This window comes from Nocardioides speluncae (assembly GCF_003121585.1).
Taxonomy (GTDB): Bacteria; Actinomycetota; Actinomycetes; order Propionibacteriales; family Nocardioidaceae; genus Nocardioides; species Nocardioides speluncae.
In genome coordinates, this window is sequence record NZ_QEOO01000017.1 from 24409 (window position 1) to 41940 (window position 17532).

Sequence of the window (17532 nt, forward strand, 5' to 3'; positions counted from 1 at the left end):
AGCCTGAGAAGAGGTCCGGGGACTCCATCGGGGAGCCACGAGAGCGAACATCAGGAGAGACGCATGAGCGAGCAGAACGCTGAGGTGACGGCGCCGTACGGTACCGGCGCGGCCAAGCCGTCCGGAGAAGGCGAGCCGAAACCGATCAGGCGGATCCGCACCCATCACCTGCGCGAACTGAAGGAGCGCGGCGAGAAGTTCTCGATGCTGACGGCGTACGACATGTACACCGCCGCCACTTTCGACGAGGCCGGCATCGAGGTGCTGCTGGTCGGCGACAGCGCCTCCAACAACGTCTTCGGCAACGAGACCTCGCTCCCGGTCACCGTCGACGAGTTGATCCCGCTGACCCGCGCTGTGACCCGGTCGGTACGCCGCGCGCTCGTGGTCGGCGACCTGCCGTTCGGCTCCTACCAGGCCTCACCCGAGCAGGCGTACCACACCGCCGTCCGGTTCATGAAGGAAGCGAACGCGCACTGCGTCAAGCTCGAGGGCGGCGCCGAGATGGCGCCCCAGATCGAGCTGCTGACCAAGGGCGGGATCCCGGTGATGGCCCACATCGGCTTCACCCCGCAGAGCGAGCACGCCCTCGGCGGCTACCGGGTCCAGGGTCGCGGCGACACCAGCCAGCACATCATCGACGACGCCAAGGCGGTCGAGGCGGCCGGCGCGTTCGCGGTGGTGATGGAGATGGTGCCCGGCGACGTGGCCGCGCAGATCACCAAGGAGCTGACGATCCCGACCATCGGCATCGGCGCCGGCGTCGAGTGCGACGGCCAGGTGCTGGTCTGGCAGGACGCCTTCGGCCTGCGCACCGGCAAGATGGCCAGGTTCGTCAAGCAGTACGCCGACGTACACGCCGTACTCCTCGAAGCCGCCCAGGCCTACGCCGCCGACGTCAAGGGCGGCACCTTCCCCGGCCCCGAGCACACGTTCTGACCGGGGCGGGCAGTTTCACACGGTACCTAGTGAAACTGTCCCAGCCCACGGGAAGTTTCCAACGGGGAGGGGCAGTTTCGCTAGGTACCTAGCGAAACTGCCCGTGCCGCGGCGGTAGCGTGGCGGCCATGCGCCGCGTTGCCGTAGTTGCCGCCGCCCTGTCCCTGCTCGCCACCGCCGGCCCGGCCATTGCCAGCCGTGCCGCCGCACCGCCGAGTGAGCCTGCCGCCGACACAGCAACCAAGGCGCCGGCGCTCACCGTCACCCGCCAGGTCCGCAACCTCGAGCACCCGTGGGACGTCAAGCCGCTCGGCGACGGTCGGCTGCTGATCTCGGAGCGGGACAGCCGCCGGCTGCTGGTCTGGTCGGGCGGGCGGCTGCGCAGCCTGAGCTACCCGCGCGGCAGCGTGTGGGTGAGCGGCGAGACCGGGCTGATGTCGCTGGCGGTCGATCCGAACTTCGCGAAGAACAAGCGGTTCTACGCGTGTCACGGCGGGTTCGCCGGCGGCCTGCGGCACGACGTACGGATCACCGCGTTCCGCCTCGACCTCGCCAACCTGCGAGCGGTCCGGGTCCGCACGCTGCTCAGCGGCATCCAGGCCACGTCCGGACGGCACGGCGGCTGCCGGCTGCTCATCCAGCGCGGCGGCGCGCTCCTGGTCGGCACCGGCGACGCCGCGGTCGGGACCAACCCGCGCAACCTCGACTCGCTCAACGGCAAGGTGCTCCGGCTGAACCGCTTCACCGGCAAGCCGTGGCCGGGCAACCCGTTCATCGGCTCGGCCAACACCAAGCGGCGGTACGTCGTGACCTACGGGCACCGCAACATCCAGGGTCTGGCCCAGCGCGCCGACGGCAGCCTCTGGTCGGTCGAGCACGGCAGCTTCCGCGACGACGAGGTCAACCGGATCTTCGCCGGCAGCGACTACGGCTGGCACCCAGTCCCGGGCTACAACGAAGAGGTCCCGATGACCGACCACAGCCTGCCCGGCGCGCAGGCCGCGGCGAGGTGGCGCTCCGGCGACCCGACCGTCGCGACCTCGGGCGCCACTTGGGTGAAGGGCAAGCGCTGGGGTGTGTACGACGGCACCCTCGCGGTCGCCTGCCTGAAGGACAGCAAGGTCATCTTCATGAAGTTCGACCGGTCCGGGAAGCTGCTGTGGACACGAGCGCCGGCCGCCCTGCAACAGGACGGCCGGCTTCGTTCGGTGACCCGGGTCGCGAACGGCGACCTGCTGATCACCACCGCCAACGGCACCGAGGACGTTGTGTTGAGAGTCAGGCCGAGAGGCTGACCGCCTCGCCCACCCAGTCGGGACGGGTGATCGCCTCGGCCTCGACCGCGGCGACCTGGCCGCGCCCGATCTCCATGCTCACCGTCTCGTCGGTCAGCGAGACCTTCACCGGGCGGGCGACGTCCTCGTCGGTCAGGCCGACTGGCTGGATGAGAGTCCAGTCCAGCCCGCTGGTGCGGACCAGCCGCTCCTGGACGTCGTGGTCCTTGATCTGCGGACGGAGCAGCACCGAGAACGTCAGCTTCCAGCTCAGCGACAGGTTCTTGCGGGTCTGCCCCAACCCGTAGGTGGTCTGCACAATCAGGCGGCGGACGCCGTGCCGGGTCATCGCCTCGATGGTGTTGCGGGTGCCGGCCGAGCGGACGTCGGTCGGCGTCTTGGCCCGGCGGAGCAGCACGTTGATCGGGTTCTCGGAGATGCCGAGCGTGACCACGACGGCGTCCTGGCCGATCACGGCCTTCTCGAGCGCCGCGGCGTCGTACACGTCGCCGTCGACGGTGTTGATCTCGGCGCCGCCGAAGTCGGTGCGCGATGCCGACCGGGCGAACGCGGTCACCCGGTGGCCCTGCGCCGCCAGCTCCTTCACAACGGCCTGTCCGGTGCCCCTGCTAGCTCCAACCACCAGTACGTCCATGGTCCTGCTCCTTCGTTGTTGTCGTTCTGCGGATGACATCAACGATGGGCCAGCTGGACGAGACTCTCCATGGCCTGAACGCTCGCGTGCATGCGCGATCGTCCAAACCATCTCCGGTGACAACCGATCGCCTCCGTCAGGCGTCCACTCAGCACCACATCGCTCGGGCGTCCACCACCGCAGCACAAGGAGCCCACCATGTTTCGCAGAACTCTCGGCGGCCTGATCGCACTCGTCGCCGCACTCACCCTGACCGGCGTGGCCGCCCAGCCGGCCGCGACCCTGCCCGCCTGGAAGACCTGCGCCAGCAGCTGGCAGGGCGAGGACGCGCGCGCCCCGAAGATCGTCGACCTCCGCTACGCCACGCACCCGCGCTACGACCGGGTGGTGATCGAGGTCCGCGGCCGGATCCCCAACGGGCGCGCGTTCTACCGGCGCCACTTCTCGTACGACGGCTCCGGCCAGCCGGTCCCGATCCTGGGCCGCTCCGGCCTGCAGGTCATCCTGTTCCCGGCGTACGCCCACAACGATGCCGGCCACAGCGTGTACGACGGTCCCCGGATCGCCCGCCCACGCTTCCGCACCCTCAAGGCGCTGGCGCTCAACGGCGACTTCGAGGGCCAGGTCAGCTTCGCCTTTGCGCTCACCCACCGGGCGCCGTACCGGGTCTTCACGCTGCCGAACCCACAGCGGATCGTGATCGACTTCAAGCACGCCTAGGCATTGAGGATCTCTTCCTCCCTGGCGCGCATCATGTCGCCGACCAGCTGCACGATCGGCTCAGGTGCGCTGGCCGGGGAGCCGGCGTCGAACGGCGGCTGGGGGTCGTACTCGATCCCCAGCTGGACCGCCTGGGCAACCAGGTCACCTTGGTCGAGCGCGACCAGGGTGAGCGCCATGTCGATTCCCGACGAGACACCGGCGGCGGTCACCACGCGCCCGCGCCGGACCACCCGCTCGTCAACCGGCTTGGCACCGAGCGCACGCAGCTGGTCCTTCACCAACCAGTGACTGGTGGCGTCGGTGTCGTCGAGCACGCCGGCCGCGGCGAGCAGGATCGAGCCTGTGCACACCGACGTGGTCCAGGTCGTGGTCGGGTGCACGTCGCGGACCCAGTCGATGACCGGGTGCCCGTCGCGGGCCATCCGGCGCGTGATCAGCCCGCCGGGCACCACGATCACGTCCGGCCGGCGTACGTCGGCGAACGTGGCCTCGGCGACCATGTGCTGCTCTCGATCGTCGCGGACCGGGCCCGACTGCTCGGCCACGGTCACGATCTCGAGTCCCGGCACGTTGGACAGCACCGAGTAGGGCCCGACCGCGTCGAGCATGGTGAAGCCCTCGAAGAGGGCGATGGCAACCTGCATGGTCATACTCCTGTCGGGATGGGGGCGGTGAAGTGGTCGCGGTAGCGGCCGGGGGTGGTTCCGGTGGCCCGGTGGAAGGCGCGGTGGAAGGTCTCGACGGTGCCGAAACCGCAGCGCCGCGCGATCTCGACCAGTCCGATGTGGTCGCGGGTCAGCAGCTCCTTGGCCGCCTCCACGCGGAGCCGGACGACGAAGGCCGCGGGCGTCACGCCGGTCTCCTGTCGGAACCTCCGGGCGAAGTTCCGCTCCGACATGCCGGCCCGGTCCGCGAGCGCGGGGTTGGACAGGTCGTGGTCCAGGTGGTCGGCCAGCCACTCCTGTACGGCGCGCAGCGAGGTGGTCTCCGCGGTCCGCACCTCCAGGTGCGGGGAGAACTGCGACTGCCCGCCCGGCCGGCGGCGGAACATCACCAGCCACCGCGCGATCTCGCGCGCCACCTCTCCCCCGAGATCCTCCTCGACCAGCGCGAGCGCCAGGTCGAGACCGGCGGTCACGCCAGCGGAGGTCCACACATGCCCGTCGCGGACGAAGATCGAGTCCGGCTCGACCTCGACCTCGGGGTGCCCCTGCGCCAGCAGCTCGCTGACCGCCCAGTGGGTGGTGGCCCGGCGCCCGTCGAGCAGCCCGGCCGCGGCCAGCAGCAGCGCGCCGCTGCACACCGAGGTGACCCGGCGGGCCGACCGGGCCAGCTCGGAGATCGCCGTGACCAGCGGCTGGTGCGCGGGGCGGACCGTCGGGTCGTAGGCGCCGGGCACGATGACGGTGTCGGCCGGCCCGGAGAGGGCGGCGACGGCGGTCGTGCCCAGCCGCACCGGCCCCGGCCCGGCCACCACTCCCCCGGCGACAGAGGCGATCACCACGTCGTAGCTGCCGGGCCGCATCACCTCGGCGCCGTGGAAGACCTCGGCCGGCCCGACGAGGTCGAGGGGCTGGCAGCCGTCGTAGGCCAGGATCACGATCTGCTTGGTCACGCCTCCAGCGTCCGCTGCCGCCAGTCTGGCCGCAAGGACAACTTCATGACGATTTCAGCCAGTGGCTGCGACAGCCACCACGATGCCGAACCACAGCACCACGGCCACGACCGGAACGATCACGACCCGCTTGGGGTGCGGGGTGAACCAGCGGCAGGCGACCACGAACAGCACCAGCCACAGGACGAGCAGGAGGCCGACCACCCACCACGGCGCGAGCAGGCCGGAGGCGGCGTACAGGAAGAAGGCGCCGGCCATGCCGGCCATGCCGACGAACGGCCACGGCGACGCGGCCGGCGCGGGAGTGCGGGTCACCTCCGGGTCACGTGCCGTCGTCGTAGACGTCGTCGTTCCAGTTGGGGTCGTTCTCCCAGGCCGCGTTGCGCTCCTCGGCCTTCTCGAGCGCCCGAGCCGCCTCAGCCTCGGTGGCGTAGGGCCCGAGACGGTCCTGGTTACGGCACCCGTCCTCACCCTCCACAGTGTGGTGAGTGAGGCAGAACCAGTACTCCTTGTCCGATCCGCTCATGTGTCGAAACTACACTCGCGAGATGTGACGCCCATAGCCCCAGGCACGATCTCGCCCCGACGTCCCGTACCGCCCGGCATCCCGCGCCCGGAGTACGTCGACAAAGAACAGCCGGCGAGGTTCGAGGGCAGCGAGATCAAGGACGCCGAGACCATCGACCGGATGCGCAAGGCAGGCCAGCTGGCGGCGCAGGCCCGCGAGCTGGTCGGCAGCCACATCGCGCCGGGCGTGACCACTGACGAGCTGGACCGGATCGGCCACGAGTTCCTCTGCGACCACGGCGCCTACCCGTCGACGCTCGGCTACCGCGGCTTCCCGAAGAGCCTGTGCGCGAGCGTCAACGAGGTGGTCTGCCACGGCATCCCGGACAGCCGGGTGGTCGAGGACGGCGACATCGTCAACATCGACATCACTGCGTACCTCGACGGCGTCCACGGCGACACCAACGCCACCTTCCTTGCCGGCGACGTCGACGAGGAGTCACGACAGCTGGTCGAGCGCACCCGCGAGGCACTCGATCGCGGCATCAAGGCGGTCAAGCCGGGCCGTCGGATCAACGTGATCGGCCGGGTGATCGAGTCCTACGCACGCCGGTTCGGGTACGGCGTGGTCCGCGACTTCACCGGCCACGGCATCGGCACCCACTTCCACAGCGGGCTGGTGATACCCCACTACGACTCCCCCGAGTACGACGACCTGATCGAGGTCGGGATGACCTTCACGATCGAGCCGATGCTCAACCTCGGCACCCACGAGTACGACCTGTGGGACGACGGCTGGACCGCGGTCACCAAGGACCGGCGCCGCAGTGCCCAGTTCGAGCACACGCTGCTGGTGACGCCGTCCGGCGCCGAGGTGCTCACCAATCCGTGAGTTCTCGTCACATTCTGCTCCGCCGATCCGACATAGAGGCATGACAACTCTTCCTCAGAGCACCTTCAACGAGCTCAGCGCCAGCGTCCGTGGGCGGGTGTGGCTGCCCGCCGACACCGACTTCGACGACGTACGGCGACCGTGGAACCTCGCGGTCGAGCAGCATGCCAGCGCCGTGGTGGAGGCCGCCGACGCCGACGACATCGCGCAGCTGGTGAGCTTCGCCTCGGCGAGGGGCGTGCCGATCGCCACCCAGCCCAGCGGCCACGGCGCGACCGGACGAACGGCGGACGCGATCCTGCTGCGCACCGCTCGCCTGGACACCATCGACGTCGACCCGGCGGCGATGACCGCGCGGATCGGCGCCGGGGTCCGTTCCGGCGAGCTGCAGCGCGCCGCCGCCGTACACGGCCTCACCGCGCTGCCGGGCAGCTCCCCCGTCGTGACCGTCGCCGGCGCGGCGCTCGGCGGCGGGCTGAGCTGGTTCGGGCGAGCGTTCGGCTGGATGGCCGACAGCGTCGTTGCCTTCGACATCGTCGCCGCCGACGGCACCGCCCACCACGTCACGCAGAGCACCGACCCCGACCTGTTCTGGGCACTGCGAGGCGGTGGCGGCGATCTGGCCATCGTCACCGCGCTGGAGCTGCAGCTGCGCCCGGCGCCCACTGTCTTCGGTGGCCGCCAGCTCTGGCCGGCGACCCACGCGCGCCAGGTTGCCGAGGTCTACCGGTCCATCACCGAGTCCGCGCCCGACTCACTCACCCTGTGGCTCGAGCTGCTGAACTTCCCCGGCGCCGACCCGATGGTGGCGATCGACTCGACGTACCTGGGCGACGAGGAGACCGGCCGCCGGCTCATGAAGGAGACCAGCCTGCTGCCCTCGCCGCTGTCCGACACGCGCGCGCCGATCAGCGTCGCCGACCTCGGCGCGATCACCGCAGAGCCCACCGACCCGGCCCCCGGACAGTCACGTGCAGAGCTGCTCACCCACCTCGACGAAACCGCACTGGCGGCGCTCCTCGACGAGCCGATCGCGCCGCTCATGGGGGTGCAGGTCCGCCATCTCGGTGGCGCCTTCGCGAGCCCGAGCGACAGCCCGCACGGACCGCTCAGCGAGCCGTACGCCGTCTACATGTTCGGGATTCCCGCGACACCAGAGCTGGCAGCCTCGATCGGGGCCAAGCAGGCGGCGCTTGCCGACGCACTGCCCGCCAGCGGCCGCAAGCCAGCCACGTTCCTCAACCCGACGGAGCGGCTGTCCGACGCCCTGCCTGACGCCTCGATGCAGCGACTTCGCAGGCTCAAGGCCGACCGCGATCCCCGCGGCATCATCCAAGGCAATTTCAGCATCTTGGACTGATTTCCAGCGAGGCAATACAGCCGAAACGTCCTGGGCCGTATCGTCGCGACATGAACCGGATGTTCGCGGGGTACGCCGGGGGCGCGGCGTACGACGAGATGTTCGACGACGGCGATCTGCGCGCGCCGTACACCGACCTCCGCAGCTCGCTCGACGACCTGTCCGAGGCTGAGCTCCACGGCCGGATCGAGGCGGTGCAGTCGTCGTACCTCGACCAGGGCGTCACCTTCGACATCGGCGGCGAGGAGCGGGCGTTCCCGCTGGACATCCTGCCGCGGGTGATCGAGCACGACACCTGGGCGACGATCGAGCACGGCGTCCAGCAGCGGGTGCGGGCGCTGGAGCTGTTCCTCGACGACGTGTACGACGAGGGCCGGGTCTTCGACGACCGGGTGATCCCGCGGTCGGTGGTCACCACCTCGACCCACTACCACCGCGAGATCGCCGGCCTGGAGCCGCCGAACGGGGTCCGGATCCACGTCTCCGGCATCGACCTGGTGCGCGACGACGCGGGCGAGTTCCGGGTGCTGGAGGACAACGTCCGGGTGCCGAGCGGGGTCTCGTACGTGATGACCAACCGGCGCGCGATCTCGGCCGCGCTGCCCGAAAGCTTCGCCCGGCACCGGATCCGGCCGGTCGCCGGCTACCCGCGCCGGCTGCTGCAGGCGCTCCGGGCGGCGGCCCCCGCGGGCGTGACCGAGCCGACCGTCGTCGTACTCACCCCCGGCGTGTTCAACGGCGCCTACTTCGAGCACGCGCTGCTCGCCCGGACCATGGGCGTGGAGCTGGTCGAGGGCCGCGACCTGGAGTGCCGGCGCGGCCGGGTGACGATGCGGACCACGCACGGGCCGGAGCCGGTGCACGTGATCTACCGCCGGGTGGACGACGAGTTCCTCGATCCGGTGCACTTCCGCGGCGACTCGCTGCTGGGCTGCCCAGGCCTGATCAACGCGGCCCGCGCCGGCAACGTCACCATCGCCAACGCGGTCGGCAACGGCGTCGCCGACGACAAGCTGGTCTACACCTACCTGCCGGACCTGATCCGCTACTACATGTCGGAGGAGCCGATCCTGCGCAACGTCGACACCTGGCGGATGGATGACCCGGACGCGCGCGAGGAGGTGATGGACCGCCTCCACGAGCTGGTGCTGAAGCCGGTCGACGGCTCGGGCGGCAAGGGCATCGTGATCGGGCCGCGGGCCTCTGCCGCGGAGCTGGACGCGCTGCGGGCCAAGGTCCTGGAGGACCCGCGGTCGTGGATCGCGCAGCCGGTGGTGCAGCTGTCGACGGTACCGACGTACGTCGGCGACAAGATGGCGCCGCGGCACGTCGACCTGCGGCCGTTCGCGGTCAACGACGGCCAGCGGGTGTGGGTGCTGCCCGGTGGTCTGACCCGGGTCGCGCTGCCGGAGGGCGAGCTGATCGTGAACTCCTCGCGCGGCGGCGGCTCGAAGGACACCTGGGTGCTCGCCGGGCCGGGTGCTCCGCACCGCACCGACCTGCCGCCGCTGCTGCCGTCCACCTCGCCGCAGGTCTCCGGGCCGGCGATGGACGACCTGACCGGCCAGCAGCAGCAACAGCAACAGGCTCGGGACCTCCCATGCTGAGCCGGATCGCGGAGTCGCTGTTCTGGATCGGCCGGTACGTCGAGCGCGCCGAGGACACCGCGCGGATCCTCGACGTCCAGACCCAGCTGATGCTGGAGGACCCGGGCGTCGACGAGAGCGCCACCTGTCGCACGCTGCTGTCGATCATGGGCGTGGACGCGCCCGACGACGGGCCGGTCAGCGTGCCGACGACCCTCGAGCTGCTGGCGTACGACGCGCAGTCGCCGGTGTCGATCGCGGCGGCGCTCGCCGCTGCGCGCGAGAGTGCCCGCCGGGCGCGCGAGACGCTGTCGGAGCCGCTCTGGGAGTCGATCAACGCGACCTGGCGGGCGATCCCGTCGGGCCGGTTCCGGGCGCTGCGGCCGCCGGCGACGTTCCGCTGGGTGCGCGACCGCGCGGCGCTGATCAACGGCACCGCCGACGCCACCATGACCCGCGACGAGGGCTGGCAGTTCCTGGTGCTGGGCCGCTCCATCGAGCGCGCCGACATGACCGCCCGGCTGGTCGCGACCGCGGCCATCGCCTCCACCGGGCCGGCGCCGGCCTGGACGACCACCCTGCGCGCGTGCGGCGGCTACGAGGCGTTCCTGCGCGCCTACCGAGGCCAGACCGACCGGCAGGCGGCGGAGTTTCTGCTGCTGGACCGGCTGTTCCCGCGGTCGGTGGTGCACGCCCTCGACCGCGCCGAGGACGCGCTCGCCACGCTGGAGTCGACCGGCCAGCGGGCCGGCGTACGAGACGACGCGCAGCGGCTGCTCGGCCGCACCCGCACCGACCTGGTCTACCGCTCGCTCAGCGACGTGGTGGTGAACCTGCCGCGGGAGATGGAGCGGCTCCAGCACACGTGCGCGGCGGCGACCGAGGCGATCACCCAGCGGTACTTCGCGGGCTCCGAGGCGACCGAGTGGCACGGCGGAAAGGTGGTGGGGTGAGCATGCAGCTGCGGATCACGCACACGACCGGCTTCGAGTACGACGGCCCGGTGGCCGCGTCGTACAACGAGGTGCGCCTGACCCCGGTGACCTCGGTCGGCCAGATCGTCGCGCATACCCGGCTCGACGTGACGCCGTCGCCGTGGGTCTACACCTACCGCGACTACTTCGGCACCCACGTCACCGCCTTCGAGGTGCTGGACCCGCACCAGTCGCTGCGGGTGGTGGCGTCGGCGACGGTGTTCACGAACCGGCCCGAGCCGGCCGCGCCGAGGCTGGCCTGGTCCCAAGTCACTGACCCTGCGGTCCAGGACCTGCACACCGAGTACCTCACGCTGCCCGACCTGGTCCGGCCCGCCGAGGAGCTGGTCGAGCTCGCCGGGTCGCTGCGCGCCGAGACGTCGCTGCCAGGCGAGACGGCGCGCGCGATCTGCGCGCTGGTTCACGAGAAGCTGGAGTACCGAAGCGGCGCCACCGACGTACTCACCGCGGCGGCCGAGGCCTGGGAGCAGCGGGCCGGCGTCTGTCAGGACATCGCGCACGTCGTGGTCGGCACCCTCCGTAGCCTGGGCATCCCCGCCCGCTACGTGTCCGGCTACCTGCACCCCGGCAAGGACGCGCCGGTCGGCGAGTCGGTGGTCGGCGAGTCGCACGCGTGGGTCGAGTGGTGGGACGACGGCTGGTGTGCCTACGACCCCACCAACGACCAGCCGATCGGCGACCGGCACGTCGTGATCGCCGCCGGCCGCGACTACGGCGACGTACCGCCGCTCAGCGGCATCTACAGCGGCGGCGCCACCTCGTCGATGTTCGTGAACGTCGAGGTCACCCGGCTCGCCTGACTCGACTCTCTCCCGACTCCACTATCCTGATTGGGCGGATGGGCTGGCCGGGCGACCGCGTCGTACTCGCAGGAGTACGCCGAGGAAGGTCCGGGCTCCACAGAGCAAGGTGGTGGGCAACACCCACCCGGGGCAACCCGCGGGAAAGTGCCACAGAGAACAGACCGCCTCCCGGCTCAGGCCGGGCGGTAAGGGTGAAACGGTGGTGCAAGAGACCACCAGTACGCCGGGCGACCGGCGTAGCTAGGTAAACCCCACCTGGAGCAAGATCAAGAAGTCGCACCTCCCCGGAGGAGCGATGCGCGTACGTTCGAGGGCTGCTCGCCCGAGTACGCGGGTAGATCGCACGAGACCGCCGGCAACGGCGGTCCTAGATGGATGGTCGCCAACCGTCCGGTCGAAAGGCCGGCGGCGAACAGAACCCGGCCTATGAGCCAGCCCATCCGCCATTGGGCCTCTGACCTGCGGCGGAGCGTTCATTGGGCACCCTCCGCCCGCGCAGCGCCCGCAGGAATTCCGAGCGCGGACTGCACGACCGCCCGCGAGCGGTCGTCCTCGTCGCCCATCAGGTGGCCGTAGGTGTCGAGCGTCTCGGTCGCGGACTTGTGGCCGAGCAGCGCCTGGAGGACCTTGATCGACTGGCCACCCCGGATCTGCACGCTGGCGTAGTAGTGCCGCAGGTCGTGCGGCGTCGCATCGGTGCCGACAGCCTTAGCGGCCCGGTGCCACGCCGTCCACAGCGTGCTCGGTCGGAGCGGCGTCCCGATCGCGCTCTGGAAGATCAGCCCCGTCTTGTGGGCCGGGTACGCCGCCAGGTGGGCGGACAGCGCCTCGATCACGACGTCGGCAACGGGGATCAGCCGATCCGACGCGACCGTCTTCGGCTCGCACCAGGTCGGCACGTCGCCGGATCCCTTGGCGAGCTGGCGGTCGACCCTGACCGTCTTGCGGAGGAAGTCGACCCGGTCGACCGTGAGCCCGAGCAGCTCGCTACGCCGCATCCCAGTACCGGCACCCACCGTGACCAGCGCGCGGAAGTGCCCGGGCATCGCGTCGCGCACCGCCACCACCGTCTCGGTGGTGATCGGCACCAGCGCCGACTTCGCCGGCAGCGGCGGCAGCTTCACGCCGGCCGTTGGCGACTCGATGATGCGCCGGTCCCCCACGGCGGCCTTGAGCACGATCGAGAGCACGGTGAACCGGCCCTCGACGGTCGACGGCTTGGCCTTGACGGTCCAGGCCTTGACGAGCTTCTGCACGTCGGCCTTGCGGATCCGGTCGAGCGGCACGTCGCCGAGCGTCGGGTACAGGTGCAGCCGCAGGATCGACTCGAAGGTCTCCTCGGTCCGCTCGCGGTGGATCTGCCGGGTGCGCCACTGCTCGGCGTACGTCTTGAACGTCTCCTTGCCGGCGCGCGGGTCGACGTACTGCCCGGTGACCAGCGCCGCGGTCTGCTCGTCGAGCCACCGCTGCGCGTCGACCTTCCGGTCGAACGTCTTCATCGGCTCCTTGCCGCGGCCGTCCCGGTACCGGGCCCGCCACCGGCCGTTAGGCCTCTTCTTGATGCTGCTCATGCGGACCGCCTCCGCCGGCGCCGTACCGGGACGGCGGGGACCGGGCGCATCGCGGCGAGCAGCTTCGCGACGTCGGCCTCGGTGAACCGCCAGCCGGCGGTGCCGCCGAGGCGGGCGCCGATGCCGAACTTCCGGGCCCGCTCACTCACCAGCCTGGGCGAGCAGCGCAGCTCCTTGGCGACCTCGGGCAGCGTCATGTAGGCACGCTGCTCACCGCAGTCGCACCCCGAGCAGCAGCGCGTTACGGCTGCACCCGTAACGTCAGGACCCTTGATGCTGGCCATCGCCGGCGAACCTTTCTCGAGCAGTGTCGACGCGAGCGTTGGCCTCTGCGACGGCGGCCTCGGCCTGGGCCAGCTGCTGCGCGGCCGCGACCTGGTCGCGCAGCGCAGTCTGCTGCTGGCGCTCAGCTTCCAGCAGATCCCGGTGCTCGTCATTGAGGGGCGCCACGCTGAGGCACATGTCGTCGACCGTGCGGTCGAAGGTCTGCGCCAGGGCGGCGGCCTCGAACAAGCGCAGCGGTCGGCGCGTTGCGTCGTCCTCGCGCTCCAGCTTGGCCACTGCGCTCTGGCTTAGCGGAACGTCGCGCGACGCCATCAAGCGCGCCAGGGCGGCTTGTGTCATCCCGCGCGCCTCCCGCTCGAGCCGCAGGTTTCCAGCGAAAAAGCGCTCGGCCACCAACGGCGCCCAGACGATGCCGTCCTCGAACTCGTGGCCTTTTGGGTATGGCAGCCCGAGGTGGAATCGGGTGCCCGGAGGGAACTTATGCGTCATGGGCATAAACATACATGCCCAGATTGCACTAGGCAACGCTTTCCACGTGATTCCATCAGAGCATCACGAATCATGCTGGAGGAGCACATGTCCCCATACCTGACCACCGAAGAGGTGGCCGAACTGTTGCGTACGACGCCGGAGACCTGCCGCTACTGGCGCCACATCGGGAAGGGGCCGAAGAGCTTCAAGGTCGGCCGGCGCGTCCTCTACGACAGCGCCGACGTGCAGGCGTTCATCGATGCCGCGCGGAGTGTTTCGGGGTGACCCCGTGGGAACCGAGCGCGTGGATGCGTGAGGCGATCGCCCGTCGTGTCCACGAGCTCGACGACGCCGCGGCGGTTGCCGACGTCGTCGTGATGACGCTGTCCGGCGAGGACTGGCGCGAGCTCGCCGAGGGCACGCCCGAGGACCGCACCTGTGACCGGTGCCGGGTGTACGTGCCGCCGGGCCGGCTGCTGTGGCTCGGCGCCCTGCCGATGCTGCGCCCCGGAGACGGCAAGAGGGCGGCGTTGGTGTTCGCGCCGCGCTCGTCGTGCAAGGCCGCAGAGGTGCTCCCATGACGCCGCTGAAACACGCCGAGGTGCTCGCCGCGACCTTCGGCTGGCACGTGTTCCCACTCCCGGAGCGCAGCAAGGCCGCCGCCGTCAAGTGGAAGGAAGTCGCCACGGCCGACCCACAGGCCATAGCCGGCTGGCTGAACGGAGGCCCGCTCAACTACGGCATCGCCTGTGGACCTTCGGGCCTGGTCGTCGTCGACGAGGACGAAACCGGCGCTACGTCCCAGCTCGCCAGGGCGCACGGCTTCGACGAGCTGCCGCAGACCTTCACCGTGACCACGGCCAAGGGGCGACACCTGTACTACGCCGCCAGCGGGGTGCCGATCGCCAACAGCGTGCGCCGATGGCCCGGAGTCGACGTCCGAGCGGTCGGCGGCTACGTCGTCGGACCGGGGTCGGTGCACGAGTCGGGCGCCGTCTACACGGTCACCGACGCCCGGCCGGCGCAGCCCCTCCCCGGCTGGCTGGCGGCCGCGCTCAACGGCGGGAACGTGATCCCGTCGACGGCCGCGGCATTCATGTCGGGGGCGCTCGATCCGCCGGCGCGCGAGCCTGTCGACGCTGCCGGAATGGTCCGCGACGGCGTTGAGCCCGGGCAGCAGGACGACCAGCTGGCCCGCCTGGCCATGAGCCTGCGGGCCCGCGGCCACGACCGCGAGACCGCTGCCGCGATCTGGTGGTCAGTGGTCGAGCGCTCCGAGGTCGACCCCGCCCGCCCATGGACCGAGGGCGACTTCGACCGGCACTGGTCGGGAGCGGACCGAAAGGTGACCGCCTCCGAGACGCAGACGAGCGTCGTAGCGCCACAGAACGGGGCCCAGGAGGGAACGCCGGCGAGTGGTGCACCCATGCTGCCCCCGCCGACCGCACCGCTCGCCGTCGCCCGCGTCGTCGCCGAGGACTACCGGCACGGTGACCGGCTGATGCTCTTGCGTTGGCGTGACAGCTGGATGCTGTGGCGCACGGCACACTGGGCAGAGCTCGAGCACGCCGCGATCTCCGCGCAGCTGTACCGGCTGACCGAGCATGCCGTGTACCTCAAGGACGGCAAGCCCACACCGTGGGCGATGAACCGCCGCAAGCTCGGCGACGTGCTCGACGCGCTCGGAGCAGTCACCCTGCTACCGGCCGAGCACGACGCCCCCACCTGGCTGGACGGCACCGAGCACGGCGTCCTGGTCGCCTGCGCCAACGGCCTCCTCGACGTCGGCACCCGCCAGCTGTACCCCCACGATCCGACGTACTTCAACGTGGTGTCGGTGCCGTTCGCCTATGACGCCGCCGCGCCCGCGCCAGCCGCTTGGCTGGCCTTCCTGGCGCAGCTGTGGCCCGATGATCCCGACGCGATCGCCGCGCTGCAGGAGTGGTTCGGCTACGTGTTGTCGGGACGGACGCACCTGCAGAAGATCTTAATGATCGTCGGCCCGAAGCGGTCCGGTAAGGGCACCATCGCCCGAGTGCTCCAGGGGCTGGTCGGGCGCGGCAACCACATCGGCCCGACCATGGCGAGCCTGTCGACCAACTTCGGCCTGGAGTCGTGGCTCGGCAAGCCGCTCGCGGTGATCTCGGACGCACGGCTCGGCAGCCGGCACGACCCACACGTCGTCGTCGAGCGGCTGCTGTCGATCTCCGGGGAAGACGCGCTCACCGTCGACCGGAAGCACCGGCAGGGCTGGACCGGGCGGCTGCCGACCCGGGTGATGGTGCTGTCCAACGAGCTGCCCAGGTTCTCCGACGCGTCCGGTGCGATCGCCACCAGGTTCGTAGTGCTCACCCAGACCGTGTCATGGCTGGGCCGCGAGGACACCGACCTGGAAGCCAAGCTTGTTGCCGAGCTGCCGGGCATCCTCAACTGGGCGCTCGACGGGCTCGCTCGGCTCACCGATCGCGGCCGGCTCACTGAGCCCGCGTCGTCGACGGACTCGGTCATCGCGATGGGCGACAGTGCCTCGCCGATGTCGGCGTTCGTTCGCGACGAGTGCACCGTCGGCGCCGGGCTCGAGGTGACACCGGAGCAGTTCTTCGCGGCGTGGCGTGGATGGTGTCTGCGCAACGGCCGCGACCACCACGGCACGCTCCAGACCGCGGTCCGCGATCTCCACGCCGTCGTGCCAGCCATTCGGACCGTGCGGCCACGCCATGTCGACGGTTCCAGACCGCGGATCCTCCGCGGCATCATGCTTGGTCCGCGATGGTCCGCGGTACCAAGCATTGCGGGTTACAACACAGATGAATCACAGGGGCAGACCCTAGGTATAGGTGGCAATGGGGTGGACCGCGGACCATCGCGGACCACGCTTGCAGCGGGGAGCCCCGCACCGGCGTACTGCCGCGGCGTGCCGTGCCGCCGGCTTGGCCATCCGGCCTGCTCCGTGGGATGCCTCGACGGGCACGCGCAATGACCCGGCCGCACCCCGCCAGACCCCGAGCTGGCGAGCCCTCGGCATCCGGCCGTCGCGTCACTGTGACGTCACAGTGGCCGGGTGGGGGAAGTCCTGACCCATGGGTCAGCGCAAGTCGATCCCCCGCGATCGCGACCCGACCCCCGGGTGCGCCGAGAGGAGTCACCGATGGCCAGTACCACCGAGCGTGGCTACGGCAACGAGCACCAGAAGATGCGCGCGCAGATCAAGCGCGACGTGGTCGACCCCGGCCTCGGCTACTGCTGGCGGTGCGGCAGATGGATCGACCCGGCCAAGCCGTGGGACCTCGGCCACGATGATCACGACCGCAGCACCTACCGAGGGCCCGAGTGCAGGCCGTGCAACCGCGGAACCCGGAGACGCGACCGGCAGGAACGCCGGCCCCCGCGGCGCTGGGTGCTGTAGGCCGCCTGGCGATCGCGCAATGCACCCGGGGTACGTCGGCGATCGAGGCGATCACACCGGTCTGACCCACCGGTCAAGCCGGCTCTCTCCCTGCCAGCTGAACGTTCGCTCGTCCCGGGACACCACGCCTGTTAGCCCGGATAGCCGGCCTTTAGCCGGAACAACGAAAGGAACCGACCATGACGACCCCACCCGACCTCGCCGCGCTGGCGTGCGAGGACTGCCCGGCCGAGGTGCACACCGAAGCCGGCGCCGGTCTCTTCGGGCCCGTGCGGATCGTGACCGTCGTGCACGACGACACCTGTCCGTGGCTGACCCGAGTGGCGCCCGAGGGCGCGACCCACGTGTCGGCCGAGGGGATCCTGATGCACGTGTTCCGCGACGTCGCATCGCAGGAATCGCCTTGATGTCGAGTACCGTTGTGGTGTCGGTCGGTGGCCCGGATGGGCT

The 17532-nt window shown here is 70.6% G+C and carries 21 protein-coding genes and 1 other RNA gene; 14 read left to right on the top strand and 8 right to left on the bottom strand.

Translation table 11 applies throughout. The features are described 5' to 3' along the window. The first annotated feature begins 63 nt into the window (after positions 1-63). Positions 64-939, top strand: coding sequence for a 3-methyl-2-oxobutanoate hydroxymethyltransferase (gene panB, locus DDV73_RS10510; RefSeq protein WP_109507202.1), 876 nt, complete (start codon positions 64-66; stop codon positions 937-939). A gap of 128 nt (positions 940-1067) precedes the next feature. Continuing rightward, positions 1068-2234, top strand: coding sequence for a PQQ-dependent sugar dehydrogenase (locus DDV73_RS10515; protein ID WP_109507203.1), 1167 nt, complete (start codon positions 1068-1070; stop codon positions 2232-2234). Here the strand turns inward: DDV73_RS10515 and DDV73_RS10520 are convergent. Continuing rightward, positions 2218-2868 carry an NAD(P)-dependent oxidoreductase gene (locus tag DDV73_RS10520; protein WP_109507204.1) on the bottom strand — a complete coding sequence of 217 codons (651 nt, stop codon included), beginning with the start codon at positions 2866-2868 and terminating at the stop codon, positions 2218-2220. The genes DDV73_RS10515 and DDV73_RS10520 overlap by 17 nt on opposite strands. Positions 2869-3066: 198 nt before the next feature. Here DDV73_RS10520 and DDV73_RS10525 point away from each other — a divergent pair, with 198 nt between their 5' ends. Next, entirely contained in the window at positions 3067-3588 is a 522-nt protein-coding gene (locus DDV73_RS10525; protein ID WP_109507205.1) for an AMIN-like domain-containing (lipo)protein, read from the top strand. Here the strand turns inward: DDV73_RS10525 and DDV73_RS10530 are convergent. From DDV73_RS10530 to DDV73_RS10545, 4 genes are read right to left on the bottom strand one after another with little or no spacing between them, the layout of a single operon-like run. Further along, complete coding sequence (locus DDV73_RS10530; protein WP_109507206.1) at positions 3585-4235, bottom strand: DJ-1/PfpI family protein; 651 nt, start codon at positions 4233-4235, stop codon at positions 3585-3587. The two genes, DDV73_RS10525 and DDV73_RS10530, sit on opposite strands and share 4 nt — an antisense overlap. A 2-nt stretch (positions 4236-4237) precedes the next feature. Beyond that, positions 4238-5206: a GlxA family transcriptional regulator gene (locus DDV73_RS10535; protein WP_109507207.1), complete on the bottom strand. Its 969-nt coding sequence runs from the start codon at positions 5204-5206 to the stop codon at positions 4238-4240. Positions 5207-5260: 54 nt separating this feature from the next. Further along, positions 5261-5521 (bottom strand): hypothetical protein, encoded by a 261-nt coding sequence (locus DDV73_RS10540; RefSeq protein WP_109507208.1) that lies wholly within the window; start codon positions 5519-5521, stop codon positions 5261-5263. A gap of 7 nt (positions 5522-5528) precedes the next feature. Further along, positions 5529-5732, bottom strand: coding sequence for a hypothetical protein (locus DDV73_RS10545; RefSeq protein ID WP_109507209.1), 204 nt, complete (start codon positions 5730-5732; stop codon positions 5529-5531). Between the two features lie 24 nt (positions 5733-5756). Between DDV73_RS10545 and map the strand changes: the two genes are divergently transcribed. From map to rnpB, 6 genes are all read left to right on the top strand, one after another. Then, the gene (gene map, locus DDV73_RS10550) at positions 5757-6605 is read left to right on the top strand and encodes a type I methionyl aminopeptidase (RefSeq protein ID WP_109507210.1); all 849 of its coding nucleotides are present in this window, start codon (positions 5757-5759) and stop codon (positions 6603-6605) included. 40 nt (positions 6606-6645) lie between these two features. Next, the gene (locus DDV73_RS10555) at positions 6646-7965 is read left to right on the top strand and encodes an FAD-binding oxidoreductase (protein WP_109507211.1); all 1320 of its coding nucleotides are present in this window, start codon (positions 6646-6648) and stop codon (positions 7963-7965) included. Between the two features lie 50 nt (positions 7966-8015). Further along, positions 8016-9572 carry a circularly permuted type 2 ATP-grasp protein gene (locus DDV73_RS10560; RefSeq protein ID WP_109507212.1) on the top strand — a complete coding sequence of 519 codons (1557 nt, stop codon included), beginning with the start codon at positions 8016-8018 and terminating at the stop codon, positions 9570-9572. Next, positions 9566-10504 (top strand): alpha-E domain-containing protein, encoded by a 939-nt coding sequence (locus DDV73_RS10565; RefSeq protein WP_109507213.1) that lies wholly within the window; start codon positions 9566-9568, stop codon positions 10502-10504. The genes DDV73_RS10560 and DDV73_RS10565 overlap by 7 nt, the downstream gene beginning before the upstream one ends. 2 nt (positions 10505-10506) lie before the next feature. Beyond that, positions 10507-11346 carry a transglutaminase family protein gene (locus DDV73_RS10570; protein WP_109507214.1) on the top strand — a complete coding sequence of 280 codons (840 nt, stop codon included), beginning with the start codon at positions 10507-10509 and terminating at the stop codon, positions 11344-11346. Between the two features lie 39 nt (positions 11347-11385). Beyond that, positions 11386-11792, top strand: an RNA gene (gene rnpB, locus DDV73_RS10575) — RNase P RNA component class A. 30 nt (positions 11793-11822) lie between these two features. On the opposite strand, the gene DDV73_RS10580 is transcribed toward rnpB, so the two are convergent. The 3 genes from DDV73_RS10580 to DDV73_RS10590 all read right to left on the bottom strand — a co-directional run bounded on the left by DDV73_RS10580 (position 11823) and on the right by DDV73_RS10590 (position 13694). Continuing rightward, positions 11823-12920 carry a tyrosine-type recombinase/integrase gene (locus tag DDV73_RS10580; protein WP_109507215.1) on the bottom strand — a complete coding sequence of 366 codons (1098 nt, stop codon included), beginning with the start codon at positions 12918-12920 and terminating at the stop codon, positions 11823-11825. After that, complete coding sequence (locus tag DDV73_RS10585) at positions 12917-13117, bottom strand: hypothetical protein (protein WP_109507216.1); 201 nt, start codon at positions 13115-13117, stop codon at positions 12917-12919. The genes DDV73_RS10580 and DDV73_RS10585 overlap by 4 nt, the downstream gene beginning before the upstream one ends. Positions 13118-13181: 64 nt before the next feature. Then, positions 13182-13694, bottom strand: a complete 513-nt coding sequence (locus DDV73_RS10590) for a helix-turn-helix transcriptional regulator (RefSeq protein ID WP_154402710.1) — start codon at positions 13692-13694, stop codon at positions 13182-13184. Between the two features lie 72 nt (positions 13695-13766). Between DDV73_RS10590 and DDV73_RS10595 the strand changes: the two genes are divergently transcribed. From DDV73_RS10595 to DDV73_RS10615, 5 genes are all read left to right on the top strand, one after another. Beyond that, positions 13767-13961, top strand: a complete 195-nt coding sequence (locus tag DDV73_RS10595) for a helix-turn-helix domain-containing protein (protein WP_240617225.1) — start codon at positions 13767-13769, stop codon at positions 13959-13961. Next, entirely contained in the window at positions 13958-14257 is a 300-nt protein-coding gene (locus tag DDV73_RS10600; protein WP_109507218.1) for a hypothetical protein, read from the top strand. The genes DDV73_RS10595 and DDV73_RS10600 overlap by 4 nt, the downstream gene beginning before the upstream one ends. Continuing rightward, positions 14254-16656: a phage/plasmid primase, P4 family gene (locus DDV73_RS10605; RefSeq protein ID WP_109507219.1), complete on the top strand. Its 2403-nt coding sequence runs from the start codon at positions 14254-14256 to the stop codon at positions 16654-16656. The genes DDV73_RS10600 and DDV73_RS10605 overlap by 4 nt, the downstream gene beginning before the upstream one ends. Before the next feature lie 168 nt (positions 16657-16824). Further along, a complete protein-coding gene (locus DDV73_RS10610; protein WP_109507220.1) occupies positions 16825-17082 on the top strand; it encodes a hypothetical protein in 258 nt (85 codons plus the stop codon). 179 nt (positions 17083-17261) lie between these two features. Beyond that, positions 17262-17489 (top strand): hypothetical protein, encoded by a 228-nt coding sequence (locus DDV73_RS10615; protein WP_109507221.1) that lies wholly within the window; start codon positions 17262-17264, stop codon positions 17487-17489. Positions 17490-17532: the final 43 nt, after the last annotated feature.